The organism is Aeromonas sp. S41-2 (genome assembly GCF_027705845.1).
In the GTDB taxonomy this organism is placed as follows: domain Bacteria; phylum Pseudomonadota; class Gammaproteobacteria; order Enterobacterales; family Aeromonadaceae; genus Aeromonas; species Aeromonas hydrophila.
Genome location: NZ_JAPDCG010000001.1, coordinates 631,373 through 653,383, shown reverse-complemented (window position 1 = coordinate 653,383; position 22,011 = coordinate 631,373). Strand labels below are relative to the sequence as shown.

Genomic DNA, 22,011 nt, shown 5'->3' with positions numbered 1-22,011 from the left:
TGAACAACCCATGCAGGAGGCAATAGATGGGATCTCTGGTATTGACGGTGGGCACTGGCTCCACCTGGGCGATGCGGGCGGCACTGGTGCTGGCCATGAGCGGGCTGGAGTGGCAGGAGCAGGTGTTCGACCTGGAGGATGCCAAGGAGCTGCAGCGGCTCAAGCGGCTGGCCCCCGCCGGCCTGGTGCCCTGGCTCGATCACGATGGCGTGCGGATACACGACTCGCTGGCCATCGCCGAGTACCTGCACGAGCTCTGCCCCGCGCGCCGGCTCTATCCCGAGGCGCGAGCCGAGCGGGCGTTGGCCCGCAGTCTCTGCGCCGAGCTGCACGCCGGTTTTCGCCAGATCCGCACCCTGCTGCCCTTCTTCCTCGGCGCTCCCACCCGCAGCGAACCGCCGGTGGAGGCCATCGGCGAGCTGGCCCGGCTGCAGACCATCTGGTCCCAGGCGCGGGGCCCCTTCTATTTTGGCGAGGCGGGGATCCTCGATGCCTTCTATGCGGTGATGGCCTACCGGCTGGCGAGCTACGGCACCCAGCTGCCCGGGCAGGCGGGCGCCTATCAGCAGGCGCTGCTGGCCTGGCCGCTGTGGCAGCAGACCCTGGTCAAGGCGCGTCTGCAGTGGCCGGCGGCCGCCCGTCAGCCGCAGTGAACCCGCGGGCATAACCGCTGTATACAGCTTGTCTGAACAGCTGGTGTAAACGGAGAGGGGAGCCACTGGCTCCCCTCTCCGTTTGGGTTTGATTCCTTGGGCCGGATTACGGCTGGCGGCCGGCGAACACCACCACTACCTTGTCATCCCCCTTCTCCCGCACGAAGGCATAGGGGCTGTCGGCCAGTTTCTTGTGGCTGCCCGCCGCCACCGCCGGGTGGGCGGCGCGGAACTGGCCGAGCCGCTGCCAGTGCTTGACCAGCTCGGCCTTCTCGCCGCCGGCCAGCTCCTGCCAGTTCATGTCAGAGCGCAGCGCCTGATCGAACACGCCGCCATCTTTGGCGAGCCCGCGGCCGGACTCATCGCCGTAGTAGATCTGGATGCCGCCCGGCAGCAGCATGAAGCTGCTGGCGACCCGGCGCTGCAGCGGCACGTCCTGATAGTCGCCGAAGAACAGCTTGGTGTCGTGGGAGCTGATGTAGCTCAGCACGTTGAACTCGGGATCCTGATTGATGCGGCTGGCGTAGCCGGCATAGGTGGGCTCGGCGCTGGCCAGACACTGGGCCTGGGGCAGGGCGAACTCGCGCTGATAGTCGAAGTTGATCAGCGAATCGAAGCCGTTTTGATACCAGAAATCCTTGGCCACCCCGTGATCCCACACCTCGCCCACCATGTAGAAGGGCAGGTCGTCGAGCTTCTTGGCCGGGTTGGCGGCTTTCCACTCCTTGAGGGCGGCGGTGCCGGCCTGCTTGAGACGGGCCCACACCTCGGGCTCCAGGTGTTTGACGGTGTCGGCTCTGAAGCCGTCGATGCCGAAGCGGCGTACCCAGTCGGTGTGCCAGGCAATCAGATAGTCGCTCACGGTGGCGTTGGGCAGCGCCTTGGCCCTGGAGTCCTGTTTGGCCGCCAGCAGCGGCGGCAGCCCCACCGGTTTGGTGGATTCGGTGAGGAAGTCCGGCAGCCCCGCCACCGAGCCGGTGACGTCGTCGGTGCCGGGCTGCGGATAGCCGGGCAGGCCGGCCCGCACCCAGTCACCGCTCCACCACTGGTCCCACTTCGGCGACTGGTAGTCGATGAACTGGTTGTAGCCATGCCAGTTGAGGCCGCCGCTCGGGCGCCACTGGTTCCAGCGGGCCGGCAGTTTGCCGGTGTTCTGGGTGAGATCGGTGAGCCCCAGATCTTGCAGGTCGGCGAGGGTGGCGTAGCCGGCGTGGTTCATCACCACATCGAGGATGATGCGCATGCCGCGCTTGTGGGCCTCGTCCACCAGGGTCTTCAGGCTCTCTTCGTCGCCGTAGTTGGGATCTATCTTGGTGAAGTCGAGCGCCCAGTAGCCGTGATAGGCGTAGAAGGGGAAGTTGCCCTGCTCGCCACCGCCGATGAAACCGTGCACCTGCTCCACCATGGGGGTGATCCAGATGGCGTTGATGCCAAGCTGCTTGATGTAGTCGAGCTTGGCGGTCAGCCCCTTGAAGTCGCCACCGTGCCAGGTGGCCACTTCATCCTGACCGTCCTTTTGGCGCCCGAAGCTGTGGTCGTTGGCGGGATCGCCGTTGTTGAAGCGGTCGGTGAGCAGGAAATAGACGCTCGCCTGATCCCAGCTGAAGGGGGCCGCCGTGGTCGCCTTGACCGGCTCGAGCAGCAGCAGGCCACCGCTCTCTTTACTCGGCGTCAGGGTCAGCTTGCCGCCCTTGACCACCCCTTGCTGGCCGGAGTAGGCGTCCCGCAGCTGGGTGCCGTCGGGCCAGACTCCTTTCAGGGATACCGTGACCGGGCCGCCATCCCAGCTGATACAGGGTTCCGCTGGCGGCTGACGTTTGAATTCGCTCTTCTTGATGGCTCGCAGCACCTTGAGGCTGGGAGTATCCGGGTTGAAGGTGAATTGATAATCCCCCGCCAGCATCACCCGCAGGTTGAAGTGTTGCCCCTTGCTGCACTTGTCCATGGGCTGGGCGGTGCCGAAGGGGAGCGGTTTGGCCTCGCTCGGGCCGAAGCTGGTGCCGCAGCTGTTGCCTGCGTCGCTGATGCGGATCTGGTGGCTTCCCTTGGTGAGCGGATGGGTCATCTGCACCGCCCCCTTGTCCAGCGCCAGCGGCGCGCCGACCGGCTGGTCATCCACGTAGAGGCGCACCTCGGCGGCCATGGCCTGATGGAGGAAGAGGGGGCTGGCCAGCAGGGCGAGCCAGAGGGAAGAAACCGAGGGAGTGCGACGCATAAGCCATTCCTTGCTGGGGTTAAGCGGACCAGATTGCCGTCAATGGGGCTCATTCTAGGAGGCATGAGGGCGGGCTTGGACAGGCAAACCGTCGATTTGTGACATCAGTTCAAATGGTTACGTTTTCAAGAATGGAAAAGTGTGAGCGGGGTGTCGCGCCCATAAAAAAAGCCGGTCGATAGACCGGCTTGTTGCATTGCCACCTTCGTCACACGGTGAAGAACTTGAAGTTGACGAAGGCCACCGCGATGAAGGATGCCACCATGCCGCTCAGGCAGAGCACGGCCGGGCGAATGGCCGGCCAGCGATGGGTCAGCAGGATGATCGCCAGCATGGTCGGATAGAGGCCGAACATGTAGCGCGGCATGGCGTTGAGCCCTGTCATCAGCGGAATGGTGCAGCAGATGAACATCAGGGTCGCCTCGGCCCAGCGCTTCTGGCTGAACAGATAGAGGTTCAGAGCCCAGCCGAACATCACCATGATGGAGAGGTAGGATTTGCGTCCGCCCAGCTCGAAGCCGCTCAGCCACCAGTCCAGCGGGCTGTCCATGTAACGGCCCCAGGCCACCTGGATGTGCTTGAACGCCAGCGCGTCACCGGTGAGGTGATAGAGGTAGAACATGTAGGCGAACAGGCCGAGCGGGATCATCCAGAGGGTGAACACCACCTTGAAGGCGCGCTCGGTAAAGCGGAAGAACTCGCGCCAGCCGTAGGCCTGCAGCGCCAGGATCAGCACAGGGAACACCATCATCACCCCCAGGTTGCGGGTGGCGGAGATGAACACGCCGAGCAGCGCCACCATCAGCCACTGCTGGCGATAGGCGAACAGGAACATCCCCAGCATCAGCGCCATGAACATCGACTCGGTATAGCCGGAGACGAAGTAGGCGGAGAAGGGGGAGAAGGCCAGCAGCCAGACGCCGAAGCGGGCGGTATCGTCACCCAGCTTGAGCTGGCGCAGCACCAGCAGCATCAGCGGCAGGCTGATGAAGAACGCCAGGTTGGCCACCAGCATCAGGCCGATCAGGCTCTCGACGTTGAGCAGGTTGGAGATGGTGCCGGAGATCATTGGGTAGAGCGGCATGAAGGCCCAGTTGGCCGCATTGCCCTTGCTCAGCCAGCGCGGGTAGAGATCGTAACCGTTCTCGATGATGCGCTGGAACCAGACGCAGTCGAACTGGCAATAGGCCTGCAGCGGGCCTATGTCGGGGGAGCCATAGAGCTGCACACCGAAATAGCCCATGCCGTAGAGGGCGGCCCGGCTCAGTACGAAGGCGGCGATGATCATCAGCCAGTCACGGCTGCTGATGGCCAGTGACGGGCGATAGGGGCCCGCATTGTCAGGGGTGATGGAGGTAGTCATGTCATTCATCAGGCAAATACCCAGATCCTGGAGAGGAGGTAGGTGAGCACGGTGACCGTCAGGGTGGCGATCACCACCGGCAACAGACCGGAAAGACCCGCAAACAGCAGACCGCTCAATATCAGGTTACGCACCGCCAGCGAGAAGAGGGCGACCAGCAAGAACTTGCTGGCGGCACCCTGCTTCTGGAAGGTGATGTAACGGTGACCGAAGAAGGAGAACCAGAAGGCGATGGCAAAGGCCAGCGTCGTCACCAGGTGCTCCGAGATGGTGGGCCAGGTGTGAAACAGGGCGATGGAGGTGCCCAGATCGACGAGGGTGGCCCCCCCGCCGACAAACCCGAAACGTACCAGCCGCCAGAATTCCTCGCGGGAGATCATTGAGAAGCCTGCTCCTGCTGGTCATCAGCGGCTTTCGCGGCAGCAGCCTTCTTGCCGGCGTTCTTCTTGCTGCCGGTGGCGGCATCCTGCTTCGGCTCTTCATCCTGCTTGGCATACTGGCCGTACACCCCTTCGATGAGGTAGACGGGGCGCTGCTTCACTTCCACGAACATGCGGCCGATGTACTCGCCGATGATGCCGAGCGACAGCAGCTGGATGCCGCCGAGGAACAGCACCACCGACATCAGGGAGGCGTAGCCCGGCACGTCGATACCGAAGAAGACCACCTGAGTGACGATCTTGAGGATGTAGAGGAAGGCGACGAAGGAGACGCCGACGCCGACGTAGCTCCATACCCGCAGCGGCCAGCTGGAGAAGCTCATCAGGCCGTCGAGGGCGAAGTTCCACAGCTTCCAGTAGTTGAACTTGGTCTCGCCGGCATGGCGGGCGGGGCGCTCGTAGGGCACGCCGACGGCACGGAAACCGGCCCAGGCGAACAGGCCCTTCATGAAGCGGTTGCGCTCCGGCAGCTGCTTGATCGCCTCGACCACCTTGCGGTCGATCAGGCGGAAGTCGCCGGCGTTCTCCGGCAGCTTGGTGCTGGTGGAGAGCGCGTTGAAGAAGCGGTAGAAGCCGCCGGCGGTGAGGCGCTTCATCGGGGTGTCGGCGCTGCGATCCACCCGGATGCCGTAGACGGTGTCGTAGTCGCCGGTCTGCCACAGCTTGACGAATTCGAGAATGAGTGCGGGCGGATCCTGCAGATCCACGTCCATCGGCACCACGGCATCACCCTTGGCGTGATGCAGGCCGGCGGTCATGGCCGCTTCCTTGCCGAAGTTGCGGGCCAGATTGACCAGGGTGACGCGCGGGTCGCGGGTGATGGCCTGCTCGACTACCTCACGGGTGCGGTCGCGACTGCCGTCGTTGACGAATACAATTTCCAGCTGATCCTTGAGCGGCGCCAGTTCGTTATCTATCGCGTTGATGAAGGCATCTATGCTCTCTTCCTCGTTGTAAACGGGAACGATCAGAGAGAGTCGAAAATCGGCATGCGACATGAAAACTTCCTTATTTGGAAAATTATTTTATAAAACAGCGTATTGGAGAATACGTCTTATTGGGCGACGGTCAAGCGCACCGACTGGACATTGAGCGGCGTCGGGGCGGAGAGCGCCAGAAAGTTGGGACGCTTGGGGTCCGAGGTCAGCGACTCGCCCGGCAGGCTGAGACGGATCTCGTTGATGCCGGCCTTGGCCAGCTTGACGGTGGTGGTGAAATCGTGACCCAGCGCCACCTTGAGCAGAGCACCGGCCTGCGGGCTGTTGACCCGGGCCTGGATGGTCAGCTGTTCCGGCTGTGCCTGCTGCTTGGGCAGCACGAAGTAGAGGCCGCCCTGGCCGCTCAATTCGGTGCCGTCCGCGCTCGGCTTCTTGGCCCAGCCTTCGCTGGAGAGAAAACGGCTCGGCTTGGTCAGATTGAGCTCGTTGCCGGGCTGGTAGGTCATGCTGGAGTTGTGCTCCCAGAAGCGGGTCTTGCCTTCCAAGTAATAGAGCTTGTAGGCCAGGCTCACGTTGGGGTGGGCGGCCAGGTAGAGGGTATAAAGGTAGAAACCACTCAGCGCCATGATGGCGGTCAGAAAACCAAACTTTTTGTACGTCATATCACTCTCTGCGCCTCACGGTTTGTAGGCTGATTTCGCGCATATGCTAATCCAATTGCAAAAAAAGCATAGTGGATCACAAAAATATATTTGGTCACATATTAACCCCTTTCCGGCCGGTGTTCCAAATGTTGCTGTTCCCGTATTTTACCTGCCCTGGCGAGCCGGAGATCCGGCGCAGGCCGGGGGCATTTCAGGCCCGGCTTCGACAAGCATAAACGAGGGTGCCGCTCACACGGCCGGGAGCCTGCATCGCTGTGGCAGGATCTGTCGCCATTTTGCCTAGGCCGATTTATGATGGCGTATCACGCAGTCAAGGATGACCCATGAAGCTGAAACTCTGCTGCTGGATGCTCTGCTTGCTGGCGCCGCTGGCCTCGGCAAACAGTCTGTGTCCCTCGCCCTTGCGGGTCGGTTTTGACAACTGGCCGCCTTATCACTATTACGCCGGCACGGCGGCCGGGCAGAAGGAGCTGCGCGGCTTTGCCGTCGAGGCGCTCACCGCCATGCTCAAGCGGCTCGACTGCAAGGCCAGCTATGTGGAGATGCCCTGGAAGCGGGTGCTGCACGGTCTGTCGCTGGGCTCGGTCGACATCGCCATGGAGGCCTATTTCAACGAGGACCGCGCCCGCTATGCCTGGTTCTCCGATGCCTACAATCCGGGTCGCAGCGCGCTCTGGATCCGCAAGTCATCCTCTTACCCCGAAACCGATCTGGCCAGCTGGCTGGCCAGCGGCCATACCCTGGGCATCACCAAGGACTACTACTATGGGGCCGAGATCAGCGAGTTGCTGCGCCGTTATGCCGCCCAGGTGAGCGTGGTCAATGACGAGCAAAACTATGGCAAGCTGGTGCTGGGGCGCATCGACGGCTTTCTCGGCGATGTGCTGGCCACCCCCTGGGGCCTGAAGGAGGAGGGGCTGGGCGATCTGATCGTCCCCCACACCATGGCCGTATATGAAGCGCCGACCTTCTTCATGTTCAGCAAGAAGCGGCTGTCACCCGAATTTGTCAGCGCGTTCAATCGCGAGCTGGCTGAATTTAAAGCAACAAATGAGTATGACATTATCTGGCGGCGCTACGCGCCCGCCAGCTAGTAAAGTCGCGGGCATTCACGCATCATGAGCGCCTTGACCGCCGGGTCTGACAGGCTGAAGTGAACCGATCTTGAGGTAAGCATGGGGAAGAAGTATTGGCTGGCATTGGCAAACCTGATCTGGCTGGGCTGCTGGCCGGCGGCCATGGTACAGGCCAGCGAGGGCCAGGTGGTGGTAAGCAATGCTGCGATGCAGCACGACTGGTATCAGAACAGCACCGCAGAGCAGGCCAGGCGTGAGCTGGAGCTGCAGCTGCAGGAAGCCGTGCTGGCCCAGTTGCACCCGGATTTTTACACGCTCTGGAAGAAACTGCAGGCCAAGCCGGCGGATCAGCGTGGCGCCCTCTATGACGAGGCGTTCGGCAAGCTGGCCCGGTTCCAGCAGGCGTGGCGGGCCATGGATCTGGTCTCCCGCGAGCAGATGCAGACCCTCAAGCTCAACCTCAACAAGCCGCTTGCCCACGAGCCGGCCGGCGACAACCTGCTGGAGCAGGTCAGGCAGCTCAGACCCCAGGTCGCGGAATATGACGCGGTGCGCGAGGAAGTGCGCAAGCTGCTGGCGCTGCCCATGGCCAAGAAGTGGCCGACCCTGACCATGCCGACCCTGCGGGCCGGTGAAGTCTCCCCGGAGCTGGGCCAGATCCGCTCCATCCTCAACGAGCTGGGCGACACGGCCCCGCGCCATGATGACGCCACCTACGACGCCGAGACCCTGCAGGCCGTCAAGCAGTTCCAGCGCCGCCACGGCCTGACCGCCGACGGCATCATAGGCCGGCAGACCCGCAGCTGGCTCAATACCGGGCCCGAGGTGCGCGCTAGCCTGCTGCTGCGCAACCTGTGGCGACGTGATCTGGTGGATCAGCTCTCCGGCGCCCGCTACGTGCTGGTCAACATCCCCGACTATCGGTTGAGCGTGGTGGAGTCCGGCAACGAGGTATTCACCAGCCGGGTGATCGTGGGCAAGGAGCAGCGGGCGACCCCGATCCTCGCCAGCGAGATCCGCTCCATCGTGCTGAACCCGGCCTGGCACGTGCCGCGCTCCATCTTGAGCAAAGACATTCTGCCCAAGCTGGGACGGGATCCCGCCTACCTCAATCGCGAGCAGTTCGAGGTGATCGACGGCGAGGGCAATCCGGTGCAGTTTACCGAAGAGGGCTGGCAGCAGGCGCTGGCGTCCGGCTTCCCCTATCGGCTGCGGCAAAAGCCGGGCGATCACAATGCGCTGGGTCGCTACAAGTTCTATCTACCCAACAACGAGGCCATCTACCTGCACTCCACGCCGCGCAAGGCGCTGTTCGAGCAGGGGGCGCGCGCCTTCAGCTCAGGCTGCATCCGAGTGGAGCATGCCGACGATCTGGCCGAGTTGCTGCTGGCGGACTCCCGCTACCAGCCGGACAAGGTGGCCAGCATCCTGAAAGAGACCCAGACCAAGTGGCTGCCGCTGACCACCCCGATCCCGGTGTTCACCGTCTACTGGAGCAGCTGGATCGACGAGGATGGACGTCAGCAACTGCGCAACGACATCTATGGATTTGATCGAGTCAGCTACCAGAGTCGCTTGCTGTGATCCTCGCCACAGAGTGAAAAGCCCGGCCTGCGCCGGGCTTTTTCATGGCCCCTTGCGGTTTGACAGCGGCCGGCTCGGCGGGTAGTTTCAAGCGCCTGTATCAAATTCATTCAACGGTTTCACCTCAACATAGCGATGGACGGACAAGGGATGCTTGATCAAGAGATAAGCCGACGTCGCCTGCTGCTGGGTGCCGGTTGCCTGTTGGGGGGCTCGCTGCTGTCCTTCCCCGCCATGGCGAGCCGCAGTACGGCAGGACGTGAACTCAGTTTCTTCAATCTCAATACCGGCGAGCGGGTGCGCGCCAGCTATTGGGAAGACGGCCGCTACCTGAAAGACGGGCTGGCCGAGCTCAACCACATCTTTCGCGACTACCGTCGCAACGAAGTATTCAACATCGACCGCAAGCTGTTCGACCAGCTCTACCTGCTGCAGCACAAGCTGGGTCGTCACGGTGAAATCCAGCTCATCTCGGGCTATCGCTCCCCCGTGACCAATCGCCAGAAGCGCAGCCGCAGCCGCGCCGTGGCCAAGCACAGCTACCATACCCTGGGGCAGGCGGTGGATGTGCGCATTCCCGGAGTTCAGCTGGCGCACCTGCGCAAGGCGGCGCTCCATCTCAAGGTGGGTGGCGTCGGTTACTACCCGAGCGACAACTTCGTGCACCTCGACACCGGGCCGGTGCGTAGCTGGTAACGGCCGGCTGCCGACCACTCCTGCCCGGCGGGTGGACTGGTCAGCGGGGTGGCCGAGCTGGTAGGCTCTGGACACCATGCAGAGGAGAACCAGATGAAACATATTTTGCTTGGCGGGCTGATTGCCCTGCTGCTGACGGGTTGCGGCAAGCTCAACCGTGAAAACTACGACAAGCTCAAGATGGGGATCAGCTACGCCGAGGCGAGCAGCATCCTCGGCAAGGCCGAGCGTTGTGACGATGCACTGGGGACCACCAGCTGCATCTGGGGCGACGAGGGCAAGAACATCAAGATCCGTTTCATCGCCGACAAGGCGACCTTCTTCAGCTCGGAAGGGATCAACTGAGGTAGCCACAGCCCCGTTGCCCATATAAAAAAGCGCCTGACCGGCGCTTTTTTGTTGGCTGCAATCCGTACCGGCTTGCCAGAAGCTGGCGCGCTCAGTGCGTGGCGTACTGGTAGTGGAAGGTAGGCAGCCCCCACTTGAAGCGCACCGCCAGGAGGCGCAGCACGAAACCGATGCCGATGGCGCCGAAGGCGGCCCAGTCGTTGGGCAGACCCTGATCCAGCGCCAGGCAGTAGATGGCGGCCGTCACCAGCGAGATGGCGGCATAGAGCTCGCGGCGAAACACCAGTGGAATGCGCTGGCAGAGCAGGTCTCTGAGCACGCCGCCGAAGGCCCCCGTCACCACCGCCATGATGCAGGCGATCCCGGCGCCGTGGCCCATTTCCAGCGCCCTTGCCGCGCCGAAGATGGAGAAGACCACCAGCCCCAGGGCATCGAGCGCCATGAACAGCTTGCCGAGGTAGCGCATCAGCGGCGCCGAGATGACGCCGGCCATGGCCGCGCCAGCGACCAGCAGCACATACTCCGGGTGTTCAACCCAGAGCAGGGGGTAATGACCCAGCAGCACGTCGCGAATGGTGCCGCCCCCGATGGCGGTCGCCGATGCGATGATCACCACGCCAAACAGATCCATCCGTCGCCGGCCTGCGGCCAGCGCGCCTGTCATCCCTTCGGCCACCAGGCCCAGCAAGAAGAGTGCATGTAACATGAGATATCCCAGGGTGCGAGAAAGCTCCGCATCCTATCAACTCGCGCTATAGGGGACAAGCAATGAAGGCTATGCATTATTTTTTATAATGCAAAAATGAAACGGGGCACCCAAGGGAGCCCCGTTGTCACCAGCAACCGGCTCAGCGTCTGAGTTGCTCGGCGCGGTAGTGATCGACCCACATGGCGGTGGCGCCGCAGATGGCCACCGGCATCACGAACAGGTTCACCACCGGGATGGCGGAGAAGAGGGTGACCAGGGCACCGAAGCTCAGGCACTTGCCGCGCCGCTGCTTGAGGGCGTCGCGCATGGTGATGAAGTCGATCTTGTGGTTGTCGAACGGATAGTCGACGTACTGGATCGCCATCATCCAGGCGCTGAACAGGAACCAGAGCACCGGCGCCAGGGTCTGGCCCACCACCGGAATGAGGAACAGGATCAGGCAGCCGATGGCCTTGGGCAGGTAGTATTTGAGCTTGGTCCACTCGCGGCCGAAGGTGCGCGGCACGTCCTTGACGATGTCCAGCATGCCGGTATCGCTGACGGTCTCGCCGGTGAGAGCCTGTTCCACCTTCTCCGCCAGCAGGCCGTTGAAGGGGGCCGCTATCCAGTTGGCCACCGAGCTGAACAGGAAGGAGAAGACCACCAGGATGGTGACCAGGGCGATGGGCCAGAGCAGATAGTCCAGCCAGTCGAGCCAGCTCGGGATCTGCTGGTGCAGCCAGCCGAACAGGCCGTCCAGCTGCAGCAGCAGGGCGTAGAAGGCGCCGGCAAACAGCACGAAGTTGACCAGCAGGGGGATCAGCACGAAGGTGCGGATGCCGGGCTGGCGAATGAGCGAGAAGCCGCGCAGGAAGTAGTCTGCGCCGCTGATCGAGTCTTTTACCATACGGGGTGAGTGGCTCATCTGAGCTCCATCTGTTCATGGGAAACTGCCTGCATATTACAAACAAGCTTTTGATTTGGTAAAGTCGCCTGCCCGCCTCCTCTTTATTTCGTTACCCACATAGGCCGCCATGCGTCTGAAATTGATCAAACTCGCCGGTTTCAAGTCGTTTGTCGAGCCGACCCGCATCGAGCTCAACGCCGACATGACCGCCGTGGTGGGCCCCAACGGCTGCGGCAAATCCAACGTCATCGACGCCGTGCGCTGGGTGCTGGGGGAGAGCTCCGCCCGCCATCTGCGCGGCGAAAACATGACCGATGTCATCTTCAACGGCTCCGTCAACCGCAGCGCCCACGGCCGTGCCTCGGTGGAGCTGGTGTTCGACAATCCCCACAACCGGGTGCCCGGCGAGTTTGGCCGCTTTACCGAGATCTCGGTGCGCCGCGAAGTGCTGCGCGACGGCTCCAACCACTACCAGATCAACGGCCAGAAGTGCCGCCGCAAGGACGTGACCGACCTCTTCCTCGGCACCGGCCTCGGGCCCCGCAGCTACGCCATCATCGAACAGGGCACCGTCAGTCGGCTGGTGGAGTCCCGCCCAGCCGATCTCAAGCTGTTCATGGAAGAGGCCGCCGGGGTTTCCCGTTACAAGGAGCGGCGCCGCGAGACCGAGCAGCGCATCCGCCATACCCAGGAGAACCTGGAGCGCCTGGGCGACATTCGCGGCGAACTGGGCTCACGCCTCGAGCATCTCAAGGCCCAGGCCGAGACCGCCGAGCGCTACAAGCAGCTCAAGAGCCGTTCGCGCGCCGCCCGCGCCGAGCTGATCGGCTCGGAACTGTGGGCGCTGGAGACGCGCCTCGGCGAGGCCAAGACCGAACTGGCCCAGACCGAACAGGCACTGGCGGCGCTCGATGCCAAGCGCACCGCCGACGAGGGGCGTCACGTCACCCTGTCGGTGGCCCGCCAGGAGGCGCAGGCCGAGCAGGCCAGCCGCCAGCAACAGATTTTTCTCGGCGGGCAGGCCATCGCCCGTCTCGAGCAGCAGCAACTGCACCAGAGCGAGCTTGGCCGCGACTGGCAGGCGAGGCGGCAAGCCCTCGGCGAGCGCATCGAGGGGCTCAAGGCCCAGCTGGCTAGCCAGCTGGAACAGTTGAGCGAAAGCACGTTGCAGGGCGAGGTGGCATCGGCGCGCCTCGAGCAGTGTGAGCAGTTGCTTACCGACCAGCAGAGCGTGCGGGCGGCGGCGACCGAGCGGCTCGAGCAGGCGCGCCAGCGCCAGCAGCAGTGGCAGCAGCAGCTGGGCCAGTTACAGGGGCGGCTCAATCAGACCCGCGCCGAGGTGAACGGTCTGCAGGAGCTGCAGGCCAAGACCCGGCTGGCCCGTCTCAAGCTGGAAGATGAACAGGCCGGGCCCCTCGGCGGGGAAGGGGAGAATCTGCAACCGGCGCTCGATGTGCTGGCGGCGGAACTCGCGCTCTCCCGCGCCCGCCATGAGGAGTCCGAAGCGGCGTGGCAGGCCGCCGTGGCACATCATGAAGCACTCAAGACAGAGCAGGGTCACCAGCAGGGCTTGCTGCGCGAGCTGGAGGCTCGCCTCGCCACCCTGGATCAGATCCTGGGGGAGCAGATGGCGGGCGCCACCCTGGCGGATCGGCTGCAGGTGCCCCCCGAGTGGGCTCAAGGGCTGGACAAGGTGCTCGGCCGCTGGCTCACCGCCACCCCGGCGGATGAGTGCAATCTCACGCAGTCCGGGCTCTGGATCGGCCCGGCCCAGCCGGCGGTTGCCGGTACCCTGGCGGCGCAGCTGGGCGGCGAGCACATCCCTTCCTTCCTCAATGCCATCTGGCTGGTGGAGAGTCGGGAGGCAGCATTGGCCCGCCAGCCGAGCCTGACGGCCGGTGAGTCGCTGCTCACTCCTGCGGGCGACTGGTTTGGTCCCAACTGGGCGGATCTGGGGGAGGGCATGGCCCTCGGTACCCTGGCGCTGCTCGGCGAGCGTGAGCGGTTGCACACCGAGCAGGCCGCAGGCCGGGAGGCGCTGCGCCGGCTCGATGAGCAGTTTGCCGCCGCCGACGCGACGCGGGCCCAGCTGCACGGCGCCCATGAGCTGGCTCAGCGCACCCTGCGCGAGCAGGAGCAGCAGTGGCAGCAACTGCGCGAAGCCTGGAGCCTGCGCGAGGGGCAACGGCAGGAGCGGTTGCAGCGCCTCGGCCAGCTGGGGGAAGAGCTGATCATGCTCGACCAGGAGCAGGCCGAGGAGGCCGAGCGTCTGGCGTCGACCGGGGAGCGGCTTGAGCAGGGTGAAGCGGCCCTTGGCGAGTTGCAGGAGCAGGGCGAGGCGCTTGCCGAGGCGCTGCTGCTTGCCCAGGAGCAGGCGAGCGGGGCGGAGCGGGCGCTGGAGGAGGCGCGCTTGCGCCGGGAGCAGCAGCAGGCCGCCTGCCAGCGACTGCAACTGGAGCAGCAGAACTTGCGCCAGCTCATCGCCCTGCGCGAACAGGAGCTGGCCCGCCTCGGGCTGGAGCTGGCCGAGCTCAAGGAGCCGGGCGCTGCGCCGGGTCAGGATCTGTCGCCCCTGCTGGCCGAGCAGCGCAATCTTGAGGCGCAGCAGCTCGCCTGTCATCAGCGGCTTGCGGAGCTGGAGCGTCAGCTGACCGAGCTGGAGCAGGCCAGAAGCGCCGATCACAAGCAGCTGGTGCAAATTCAGGAGAAACTGGCGACCCTGCGCCTTGAGCGTGAACGCAACCTGACGCGCCGGCAGGGGTTGCACGAGCAGTTCGAAGAGTTGGGCGTGCGGCTGGTGGATCTCGATCAGGCGGTGCTGATTGCCGCTGATCGCGGCAAGCTGCGCCAGGAGATCCAGACCCTGGAGGCACAGGTGGAGGCACTTGGCGCCATCAACCTGGCGGCCCTCGAGGAGTATGAAGAGGCGAAAACCCGCTCAAGCTACCTGGAAAACCAGTGCCAGGATCTGGAGCAGGCGCTGGAAACCTTGAGCCAAGCCATTAAAAGAATTGATAAAGAGACACAAATACGGTTCCGGGATACTTTCGATAAGGTCAATGAAGATTTAAAATCCCTCTTTCCGAAAGTGTTCGGGGGGGGCAGTGCCTGGCTTGAGCTCACCTCCGATGATCTTTTGGAGGCCGGAGTGAGCATCATGGCGAGACCTCCGGGTAAGAAGAATGCTACCATTGCCCTGCTTTCCGGGGGGGAGAAGGCGTTAACCGCACTTGCGCTGGTTTTTGCCATCTTCAGACTCAACCCAGCACCATTTTGTCTGCTGGATGAGGTGGATGCACCGCTCGATGAAGTGAACGTCGGTCGCTTCTGTTCTCTTGTCAAAGAGATGTCGAGCACAGTACAGTTCGTTTACATCAGTCATAATAAGGTCTCCATGGAGATGGCTGAGCAGCTGGTTGGCGTCACGATGCAAGAGCCCGGGGTTTCGCGCATAGTGTCGGTCGATATCGGTGAAGCCGTCGCTTTGGCTGAGCAAAACTAGAAAGAGAAGCAGCTAATGCAGGAATTGCGTTACATCTTGGTTGCCCTGGGCGGTATTGCCATCGCGGCATTGCTCATTCACGGGTTGTGGAGCAACAGAAAGAATCGTCAGGCACCGATCAAAGAGAAACCTCTGGGCCGGATGGAATCCAAATCACGGGATCGTGACAACGACGCCTTCGACAGCGATGGCATCGGTCAGGTGCGAGTGGTCAGCGGTGGCCGTCGTGCCGAGCCCAAACTCCACCATGATGAGCCACGCCAGCCGGAAGTCAGCCGTCGTGCGCCTGCGCCCGCCTTCGATGATGAAGATGACGACGCCGATCTGCCGCCGCCCGTGGTACGCAAGCCTGCCGCCCGCCCCGTGCCGCCACCCCCCGTCTATGAAGAAGACGAGGAGGAGTTCGAGGAGCCGGTTGCCGCAGCCGTCGAGGAAGTGCCTGCCGCGCCGGTGCGCAAGCCCGCCCAGGTCATTCGCCGTACCCCGGTCCACCGTTCCCGTCCCCAGCGCGAGCCGCTGCTGCAACCGCTGGACGAAGAGCCGCTGGTCGAGCCCGCCTACGCGACCGCACCCACTTTCGGTGCCCGCGAGCCGGCCCCGGTCGCCGCTCCCGAATACCAGGCGCAGCCCCGTCATGCAGCCCCCGAGCCTGCCTACGAGGAGCCCGTCTATGAAGAGCCGGTACGTGCCGCGCCGGTCGAGAAGATCTGGCAGGATGTCTATGTCATCAACCTGATGGGCCGTCCGGGTCACGATCTGCAAGGGGCCACCCTGCTCTCTTCCCTGCTGGCGCTGGGCTTCAAGTTTGGCGAGATGGATATTTTCCACCGCCATGAAGATCCGAACGGCAAGGGAGAAGTGCTCTTCTCCATGATCAACATGGTCAAGCCGGGCACCTTCAACCCGTACCGGATGGAGCAGTTCGCCACCCCGGGCGTGTCGCTCTTCATGCAGCTGCCGCTGCGCAGCAACGCTGCGTTTGCCTTCGAGGACATGCTGCAGGCCGCCGATCAGCTGGCCAGCGATCTCGATGCCATGCTGACGGATATGGATCGCAGCCCGCTGAGCGACGAAACCATCGCCCGTTACCGGCATGAGCTGGCCGCCTACGAGGCCAGTCGCGACTAATACGCCATGCGGGTCGAATGAATAAAAAGTGCGGTACCCAGGTGCCGCATTTTTATTGGTCCGCTGGCCGGTTTTTCCATCACACTTCGAGACTTTTTCATGAGCGATATCCTCTCCCGCCACCGTCAACTGTGTGAGCTGCTGATCGAGTATGGTCATCAGTACTATGTGCTGGACAACCCCACGGTGCCGGACGCCGAATACGATCGCCTGATGCGCGAGCTGATCGCGCTGGAAGCCGAACACCCCGAGCTGAAGACGCCGGCCTCGCCGAGCGTACGGGTGGGCGGCCAGCCGCTGACCGCCTTCAAACAGGTGCGCCACGAGATCCCCATGCTGAGCCTGGACAACGTGTTCAGCGGCGAGGAGTTGCAGGCCTTCGAGCAGCGCATGCGCGATCGCCTCAAGCGGGAGGTGAGCTTTACCTTCTGCTGCGAGCCCAAGCTGGACGGTCTGGCGGTGAGCCTGCTCTATGTGGATGGCCAGCTGGTGCAGGCCGCCACCCGGGGCGATGGCACCACGGGTGAGGAGATCACCGAGAACGTGCGCACCATCAAGGCCATTCCCTTGTCCCTGCGCGGCGAGGGCTGGCCGGCCCGGCTGGAGGTGCGTGGCGAGGTGTTCATGCCCAAGGCGGGGTTCGAGGCGATGAACGCCAAGGCGCTGGCCGCGGGCGAGAAGGTGTTCGTCAACCCGCGCAATGCCGCCGCCGGCAGCCTGCGTCAGCTCGACTCGCGCATCACCGCCAGCCGCCCGCTGGCCTTCTACGCCTATGGCGTGGGGGTGGGCGGCGAGCAGCTCGGTGGCTCCCACTTCGAGCGCCTCAACCAGTTGAAAGGCTGGGGGCTGCCGCTCAGCCCTGAAGTGAAGCTCAAGGAGGGGGCCGCCGGTTGCCAGGCGTTCCACGACGACATCCTGGCGCGCCGTAGCGAGCTCCCCTACGAGATTGACGGCGTGGTCTACAAGGTGGATGCCATCCCCCTGCAGGAGGAGCTCGGCTTTGTGGCCCGCGCCCCGCGTTGGGCCACCGCCCACAAGTTCCCGGCCCAGGAGGAGATGACGGAGCTTGAGAACGTCGAGTTCCAGGTCGGCCGTACCGGCGCCGTGACCCCGGTGGCCAAGCTCAAACCGGTGTTCGTCGGCGGCGTCACCGTCTCCAACGCCACCCTGCACAATGCCGACGAGATTGAGCGCCTTGGCGTCATGATCGGCGACACCGTGATCGTGCGCCGGGCCGGGGATGTGATCCCGCAGATCGTGGCGGTGGTGGAGGCGCAGCGCCCGGCGGATGCCCGCGCGATCCTGTTCCCGACCGAGTGCCCGGTGTGCGGTTCGGCGGTGGAGCGGCTGGAGGGAGAGGCGGTGACCCGTTGCTCCGGCGGCCTGTTCTGCGAGGCGCAGCGCAAGGAGGCGATCAAGCACTTCGCCGCCCGTCGTGCCATGGACGTGGACGGCCTTGGCGACAAGATAGTGGAGCAGCTGGTGGACAAGGGGCTGGTGAAGACCCCGGCGGACTTGTTCAGCCTCAACGCCATCCAGCTGGCCGGGCTCGAGCGGATGGGACAAAAGTCGGCCCTCAATCTGGTGGCGGCCATCGATGCGGCTCGCAGCACCACGCTGCCCCGCTTCCTGTTTGCGCTGGGGATCCGCGAAGTGGGGGAGGCGACCGCCTTGAACCTCGCCAACCACTTCCTCACCCTGGACGCCCTGCGCGCCGCCTCGGTGGAGCAGTTGCTGGAAGTGGCCGACGTGGGGGACATAGTGGCCAAGCATGTCTACTACTTCCTGCGCCAGCCCCACAACATCGAGGTGCTGGAGGCCCTGTTGGCCGCCGGCATCCACTGGCCGGCCATCGAGAAGAAAGAGGCAAGCGAGCAGCCTTTTGCTGGCAAGACCTTCGTGCTGACCGGTACCCTCACCACCCTGTCGCGCAACGACGCCAAGGCGGCGCTGCAGGCGCTGGGGGCCAAGGTGGCGGGCTCGGTGTCGGCCAAGACCGATGTGCTGGTAGCGGGAGAGGCGGCAGGCTCCAAGCTGGTCAAGGCCCAGGAGCTCGGCATCACCGTCTGGAGTGAAGAGGAGCTGCAACAGGCGTTGCAGGGCTGAGTTGCAGCTTCAATCAGATAAACAAAGAACCCGGCATGGCCGGGTTCTTTGTTATGGGGGCGCTGATCAGCGCTCAATCACGCCAGAGGATCTTGTAGCGCCACTTGTCCGGCAGGGTGAGCTGCCAGCGGGCCAGCTCGCTCTTGCTGAACACATACTCGCCACGCAGGGCGGCGCGCGGTGCCAGGGTTTTGGGCTGGGCACCCGCCAGGATGGCGTTGACCAGCTCGGCCGCCTTGGCCCCCTGATCGCGGCCATCCAGTACCAGGCCACCGATGGCCTTGCCCTTGCCCACCGAAAACTCCCAGAAACAGAACAGCGGTACCGGGCTGTGGGCGCTGGTCCATTCCAGCACAGTCTGCTCGCTCACGTGCTTGCCATCATCGTCCACCAGCGTGTGGTAGAGGCCGATAAAGATGGCTTCATAACCACTCTGCTTGGCATTGAGCACGGCCTCCTGCCACAGGCTGTAGTCGCCGATGAGCTGGCTGTTGACCCGGGTCTGGCCGACCCGCAGCTCGGTCTGGGTCTTGAATTCATCCTCGATGGCGGTGAGCGCCACGTTGCTCGAGTCAAACAGCACCAGTGCCTTCTTGATCCCCCCCATCAGCTGGCTCATCTCGCTGATGTTGCGTTTGAGCAGGGGGCGCTCCAGCACGCCGGTGATCTTGGGGTGGCCGACCAGCCCCTTGTGGCGCGGGTTCTCGTTCATGCCGAGAAACACTACCGGGGTGCCGAGGGAGGCGATGTCGCTGGCCAGGTAGTTGATGGCGTTGTCATCGCCGAGTACCACCAGATCCGGTTTCACCTGGCGATAGTAGGCGAGCGCCTGCTCGGCTATCTGATCGAACTCCTCGGCGGGGCGGCGCTTGGTATCCATGTAGAAGTGGCTGATGTGGTGGTCGCCCTTGAGGTTGGCGGCCAGGCTGGCGTTGTAGCTCTGATCCCACAGGTATTCGGGGTGGTAGCTGCTGATCACCAGAATCTCGGCCGCCCACAACCGCAACGGAAGGGCACACAGCAGCAGTAGCAGCAATAGCGGGTTGGTCATGTCGCTTCCCATCGAACAAGAGGAGTTGTCCTTCATTATGTCCATCTTGGTGCAAACCTGTCCCGGTCAATTACTGTCGGAAGGGAAATCTTTTTCCCTCTGGCCGGTATCGGGCGCCAGCCCGCATCAGGCTTGAATTGGGTCTTGTATGGGGCCGTTTATGACTGGTCGGGAACTGCGCCACTCGCCTCAAAACCTGTTCTGGATCAAGAAATACGGTCACGCTTTGGTGCCTAATAGACACCACATATAGGGCTGTATTAGTTTTTAATGCCTATATGTTGTGTTATTAAGCTGTATACAAGCTGTTCCCTTCTCATCGTCAGCCCTGGCTTGTCAAGCCTCGGCTGAATTTATTTGCGCCGAGGACGAGGCGTGGAGGAGGGGGCCAAACAAGGGTAAGCCGAGGGCGAGAGCCTGGCCTTTTTAACGGGGAAAATCCATGAAACCGGTTGTGATCAAACGTGATGGATGTCGCGCACCATTCAATGCCCAGCTGATTGCCGAGGCAGTGGGCCGAGCGGCAGAAGCGGTCAATCAGGCCAGCCCGGCGCTGGCCGAGCGCATTGCCGCCGCCGTCACCCAGGAGCTGGAAGGACGGGGGGAAGTGGACATCCACGAGATCCAGAACCGGGTCGAGAACCACCTGATGGCCTCCGACGACAAGGCCATCGCCCGTGCCTACATCGAATACCGTCACGACCGGGATCAAGCCCGCGAGGCCCGCGGCCGGCTGGCCCAGGAGATCCGCGGCCTGGTGGAGCAGACCAACGCGGCCCTGCTCAACGAGAACGCCAACAAGGATTCCAAGGTGATCCCGACCCAGCGTGACCTGCTGGCGGGCATCGTCGCCAAGCACTACGCCACCAGTCACATGCTGCCCCGCGATGTGGTACAGGCCCACGAGAGCGGCGATCTGCACTTCCACGATCTCGACTACTCCCCCTTCTTCCCCATGTTCAACTGCATGTTGATCGACTTGAAGGGGATGTTGACCCACGGCTTCAAGATGGGCAACGCGGAGATCGACACTCCCAAGTCCATCAGCACCGCCACCGCGGTCACGGCCCAGATCATCGCCCAGGTGGCGAGCCACATCTATGGCGGCACCACCATCAACCGCATCGACGAAGTACTGGCCCCCTATGTGACCATCAGCTGGGAGAAGCACCGGGAAGTGGCGCTGGAGTGGGGCATCAGCGATGTGGATGCCTACGCCATGGCCCGCACCGAGAAGGAGTGCTACGACGCCTTCCAGTCGCTGGAGTACGAGGTCAACACCCTGCACACCGCCAACGGGCAGACCCCGTTTGTCACCTTTGGCTTTGGCCTCGGCGACAGCTGGCAGTCACGCCTGATCCAGCGCGCCATCTTGAGCAACCGCATCGCCGGCCTTGGCAAGAACAAGAAGACCGCCGTGTTCCCGAAACTGGTGTTTGCCATCAAGGATGGCCTCAACCACAAGCAGGGCGATCCCAACTACGACATCAAGCAGCTGGCGCTGGAGTGCGCCTCCAAGCGGATGTACCCGGACATCCTCAACTACGACCAGGTGGTCAAGGTGACCGGCTCCTTCAAGACGCCCATGGGCTGCCGCTCCTTCCTCGGTGCTTACGAGGAGCACGGTGAGCTGGTCCACGAAGGGCGCAACAACTTAGGCGTGGTAAGCCTCAACCTGCCGCGCATCGCCCTGAAATCCCGCGATGAAGCGGACTTCTGGGACAAGCTGGACGCCGCCCTGCGGGTAGCCAAGACCGCGCTGATGTACCGTATCAAGCGCCTCGACGGGGTCAAGGCCCGGGTCGCGCCCATCCTCTACATGGAAGGGGCCTGCGGGGTACGCCTGAAGGCCGACGACAATGTCAGCGAGATCTTCAAGCACGGTCGCGCCTCCATCTCCCTTGGCTACATCGGGGTACACGAGACCATCAACGCCCTGTTTGGCGATCAGGTGCACCTGTTTGACAGCGCCGAACTGCAGCAGAAGGCCATCGCCATCATTGCGCGGCTCAAGGCGGCCACCGACGAGTGGAAGGAGGAGACCGGCTACGGCTTCAGCCTCTACTCCACCCCGAGCGAGAACCTCTGCTCCCGCTTCTGCCGCATCGACGCCAAGGAGTTTGGCGTGGTGGCGGGGGTGACCGACAAGGGTTACTACACCAACAGCTTCCACCTCGACGTGGAGAAGCAGGTCAACCCGTACGACAAGCTGGACTTCGAGGCACCCTATCCGCCCATCGCCAGCGGCGGCTTCATCTGCTACGGCGAGTACCCCAACATCCAGCACAACCTGGAAGCGCTGGAGAACGTCTGGGACTACAGCTATGACAAGGTGCCCTACTACGGTACCAACACCCCCATCGACGAGTGCTACGAGTGTGGCTTTACCGGCGAGTTCGAGTGCACCTCCAAGGGCTTCACCTGCCCGCGCTGCGGCAACCACGACCCGGCCAAGGTGTCGGTGACCCGCCGTGTCTGCGGCTACCTCGGCAGCCCGGATGCGCGCCCCTTCAATGCGGGCAAGCAGGAAGAGGTGAAGCGCCGCGTCAAACATATGTAAGTGCGGTAACGATGAAGCGCTGGCCCCTGTTGCAAGGGGCCATTTTCATGGGGTGGCGACCGTTTGCACACCCATGAAGGAGGCAGGAAAC

At 63.3% G+C, this 22,011-nt stretch carries 17 protein-coding genes; 9 read left to right on the top strand and 8 right to left on the bottom strand.

Going from position 1 to position 22,011, the window contains the following annotated elements:
* Window positions 1-26 precede the first annotated feature (26 nt).
* On the top strand, window positions 27-653 hold the full coding sequence (locus tag OKC44_RS02965) for a glutathione S-transferase N-terminal domain-containing protein (protein WP_270810952.1): 627 nt from the start codon (window positions 27-29) through the stop codon (window positions 651-653).
* 106 nt (window positions 654-759) lie between these two features.
* On the opposite strand, the gene OKC44_RS02960 is transcribed toward OKC44_RS02965, so the two are convergent.
* The 5 genes from OKC44_RS02960 to OKC44_RS02940 all read right to left on the bottom strand — a co-directional run bounded on the left by OKC44_RS02960 (window position 760) and on the right by OKC44_RS02940 (window position 6,271).
* Window positions 760-2,868, bottom strand: coding sequence for an alpha-amylase (locus OKC44_RS02960; RefSeq protein ID WP_270810950.1), 2,109 nt, complete (start codon window positions 2,866-2,868; stop codon window positions 760-762).
* A 208-nt stretch (window positions 2,869-3,076) separates the two neighbouring features.
* Window positions 3,077-4,240 carry a membrane protein gene (locus tag OKC44_RS02955; RefSeq protein WP_011705134.1) on the bottom strand — a complete coding sequence of 388 codons (1,164 nt, stop codon included), beginning with the start codon at window positions 4,238-4,240 and terminating at the stop codon, window positions 3,077-3,079.
* The gene (locus tag OKC44_RS02950) at window positions 4,240-4,611 is read right to left on the bottom strand and encodes a GtrA family protein (RefSeq protein ID WP_005303379.1); all 372 of its coding nucleotides are present in this window, start codon (window positions 4,609-4,611) and stop codon (window positions 4,240-4,242) included. Before OKC44_RS02950 ends, OKC44_RS02955 begins: the two co-directional genes overlap by 1 nt.
* On the bottom strand, window positions 4,608-5,669 hold the full coding sequence (locus tag OKC44_RS02945; protein WP_270810948.1) for a glycosyltransferase family 2 protein: 1,062 nt from the start codon (window positions 5,667-5,669) through the stop codon (window positions 4,608-4,610). The genes OKC44_RS02950 and OKC44_RS02945 overlap by 4 nt, the downstream gene beginning before the upstream one ends.
* 56 nt (window positions 5,670-5,725) lie before the next feature.
* Window positions 5,726-6,271, bottom strand: coding sequence for a hypothetical protein (locus OKC44_RS02940; protein ID WP_016349902.1), 546 nt, complete (start codon window positions 6,269-6,271; stop codon window positions 5,726-5,728).
* 326 nt (window positions 6,272-6,597) lie between these two features.
* On the opposite strand from OKC44_RS02940, the gene OKC44_RS02935 reads away from it, so the two are divergent.
* The 4 genes from OKC44_RS02935 (at window position 6,598) to OKC44_RS02920 (ending at window position 9,975) form a co-directional block, all read left to right on the top strand.
* Window positions 6,598-7,368, top strand: coding sequence for a substrate-binding periplasmic protein (locus OKC44_RS02935; RefSeq protein ID WP_236766020.1), 771 nt, complete (start codon window positions 6,598-6,600; stop codon window positions 7,366-7,368).
* Between the two features lie 81 nt (window positions 7,369-7,449).
* Window positions 7,450-8,934 carry a L,D-transpeptidase family protein gene (locus OKC44_RS02930; RefSeq protein ID WP_049048373.1) on the top strand — a complete coding sequence of 495 codons (1,485 nt, stop codon included), beginning with the start codon at window positions 7,450-7,452 and terminating at the stop codon, window positions 8,932-8,934.
* A 150-nt stretch (window positions 8,935-9,084) separates the two neighbouring features.
* Window positions 9,085-9,630: a DUF882 domain-containing protein gene (locus OKC44_RS02925; RefSeq protein ID WP_011705140.1), complete on the top strand. Its 546-nt coding sequence runs from the start codon at window positions 9,085-9,087 to the stop codon at window positions 9,628-9,630.
* 93 nt (window positions 9,631-9,723) lie between these two features.
* Window positions 9,724-9,975: a hypothetical protein gene (locus OKC44_RS02920; protein WP_005303367.1), complete on the top strand. Its 252-nt coding sequence runs from the start codon at window positions 9,724-9,726 to the stop codon at window positions 9,973-9,975.
* Window positions 9,976-10,069: 94 nt separating this feature from the next.
* On the opposite strand, the gene OKC44_RS02915 is transcribed toward OKC44_RS02920, so the two are convergent.
* Window positions 10,070-10,684, bottom strand: a complete 615-nt coding sequence (locus OKC44_RS02915) for a trimeric intracellular cation channel family protein (protein WP_011705141.1) — start codon at window positions 10,682-10,684, stop codon at window positions 10,070-10,072.
* Between the two features lie 142 nt (window positions 10,685-10,826).
* Entirely contained in the window at window positions 10,827-11,591 is a 765-nt protein-coding gene (gene cysZ / locus OKC44_RS02910) for a sulfate transporter CysZ (RefSeq protein WP_016349905.1), read from the bottom strand.
* A gap of 109 nt (window positions 11,592-11,700) precedes the next feature.
* Here cysZ and OKC44_RS02905 point away from each other — a divergent pair, with 109 nt between their 5' ends.
* The 3 genes from OKC44_RS02905 to ligA all read left to right on the top strand — a co-directional run bounded on the left by OKC44_RS02905 (window position 11,701) and on the right by ligA (window position 18,309).
* The gene (locus OKC44_RS02905; RefSeq protein WP_270810941.1) at window positions 11,701-15,075 is read left to right on the top strand and encodes an AAA family ATPase; all 3,375 of its coding nucleotides are present in this window, start codon (window positions 11,701-11,703) and stop codon (window positions 15,073-15,075) included.
* 15 nt (window positions 15,076-15,090) lie between these two features.
* Window positions 15,091-16,203, top strand: coding sequence for a cell division protein ZipA (gene zipA, locus OKC44_RS02900; protein ID WP_011705144.1), 1,113 nt, complete (start codon window positions 15,091-15,093; stop codon window positions 16,201-16,203).
* A 99-nt stretch (window positions 16,204-16,302) separates the two neighbouring features.
* Complete coding sequence (gene ligA / locus OKC44_RS02895; protein ID WP_270810939.1) at window positions 16,303-18,309, top strand: NAD-dependent DNA ligase LigA; 2,007 nt, start codon at window positions 16,303-16,305, stop codon at window positions 18,307-18,309.
* A gap of 73 nt (window positions 18,310-18,382) precedes the next feature.
* Here ligA and OKC44_RS02890 read toward each other — a convergent pair whose 3' ends face one another.
* Window positions 18,383-19,360 carry an ABC transporter substrate-binding protein gene (locus tag OKC44_RS02890; RefSeq protein ID WP_081304515.1) on the bottom strand — a complete coding sequence of 326 codons (978 nt, stop codon included), beginning with the start codon at window positions 19,358-19,360 and terminating at the stop codon, window positions 18,383-18,385.
* A gap of 442 nt (window positions 19,361-19,802) precedes the next feature.
* On the opposite strand from OKC44_RS02890, the gene nrdD reads away from it, so the two are divergent.
* Window positions 19,803-21,920 (top strand): anaerobic ribonucleoside-triphosphate reductase, encoded by a 2,118-nt coding sequence (nrdD, locus tag OKC44_RS02885; RefSeq protein WP_029301554.1) that lies wholly within the window; start codon window positions 19,803-19,805, stop codon window positions 21,918-21,920.
* The last annotated feature ends 91 nt before the right edge of the window (window positions 21,921-22,011 follow it).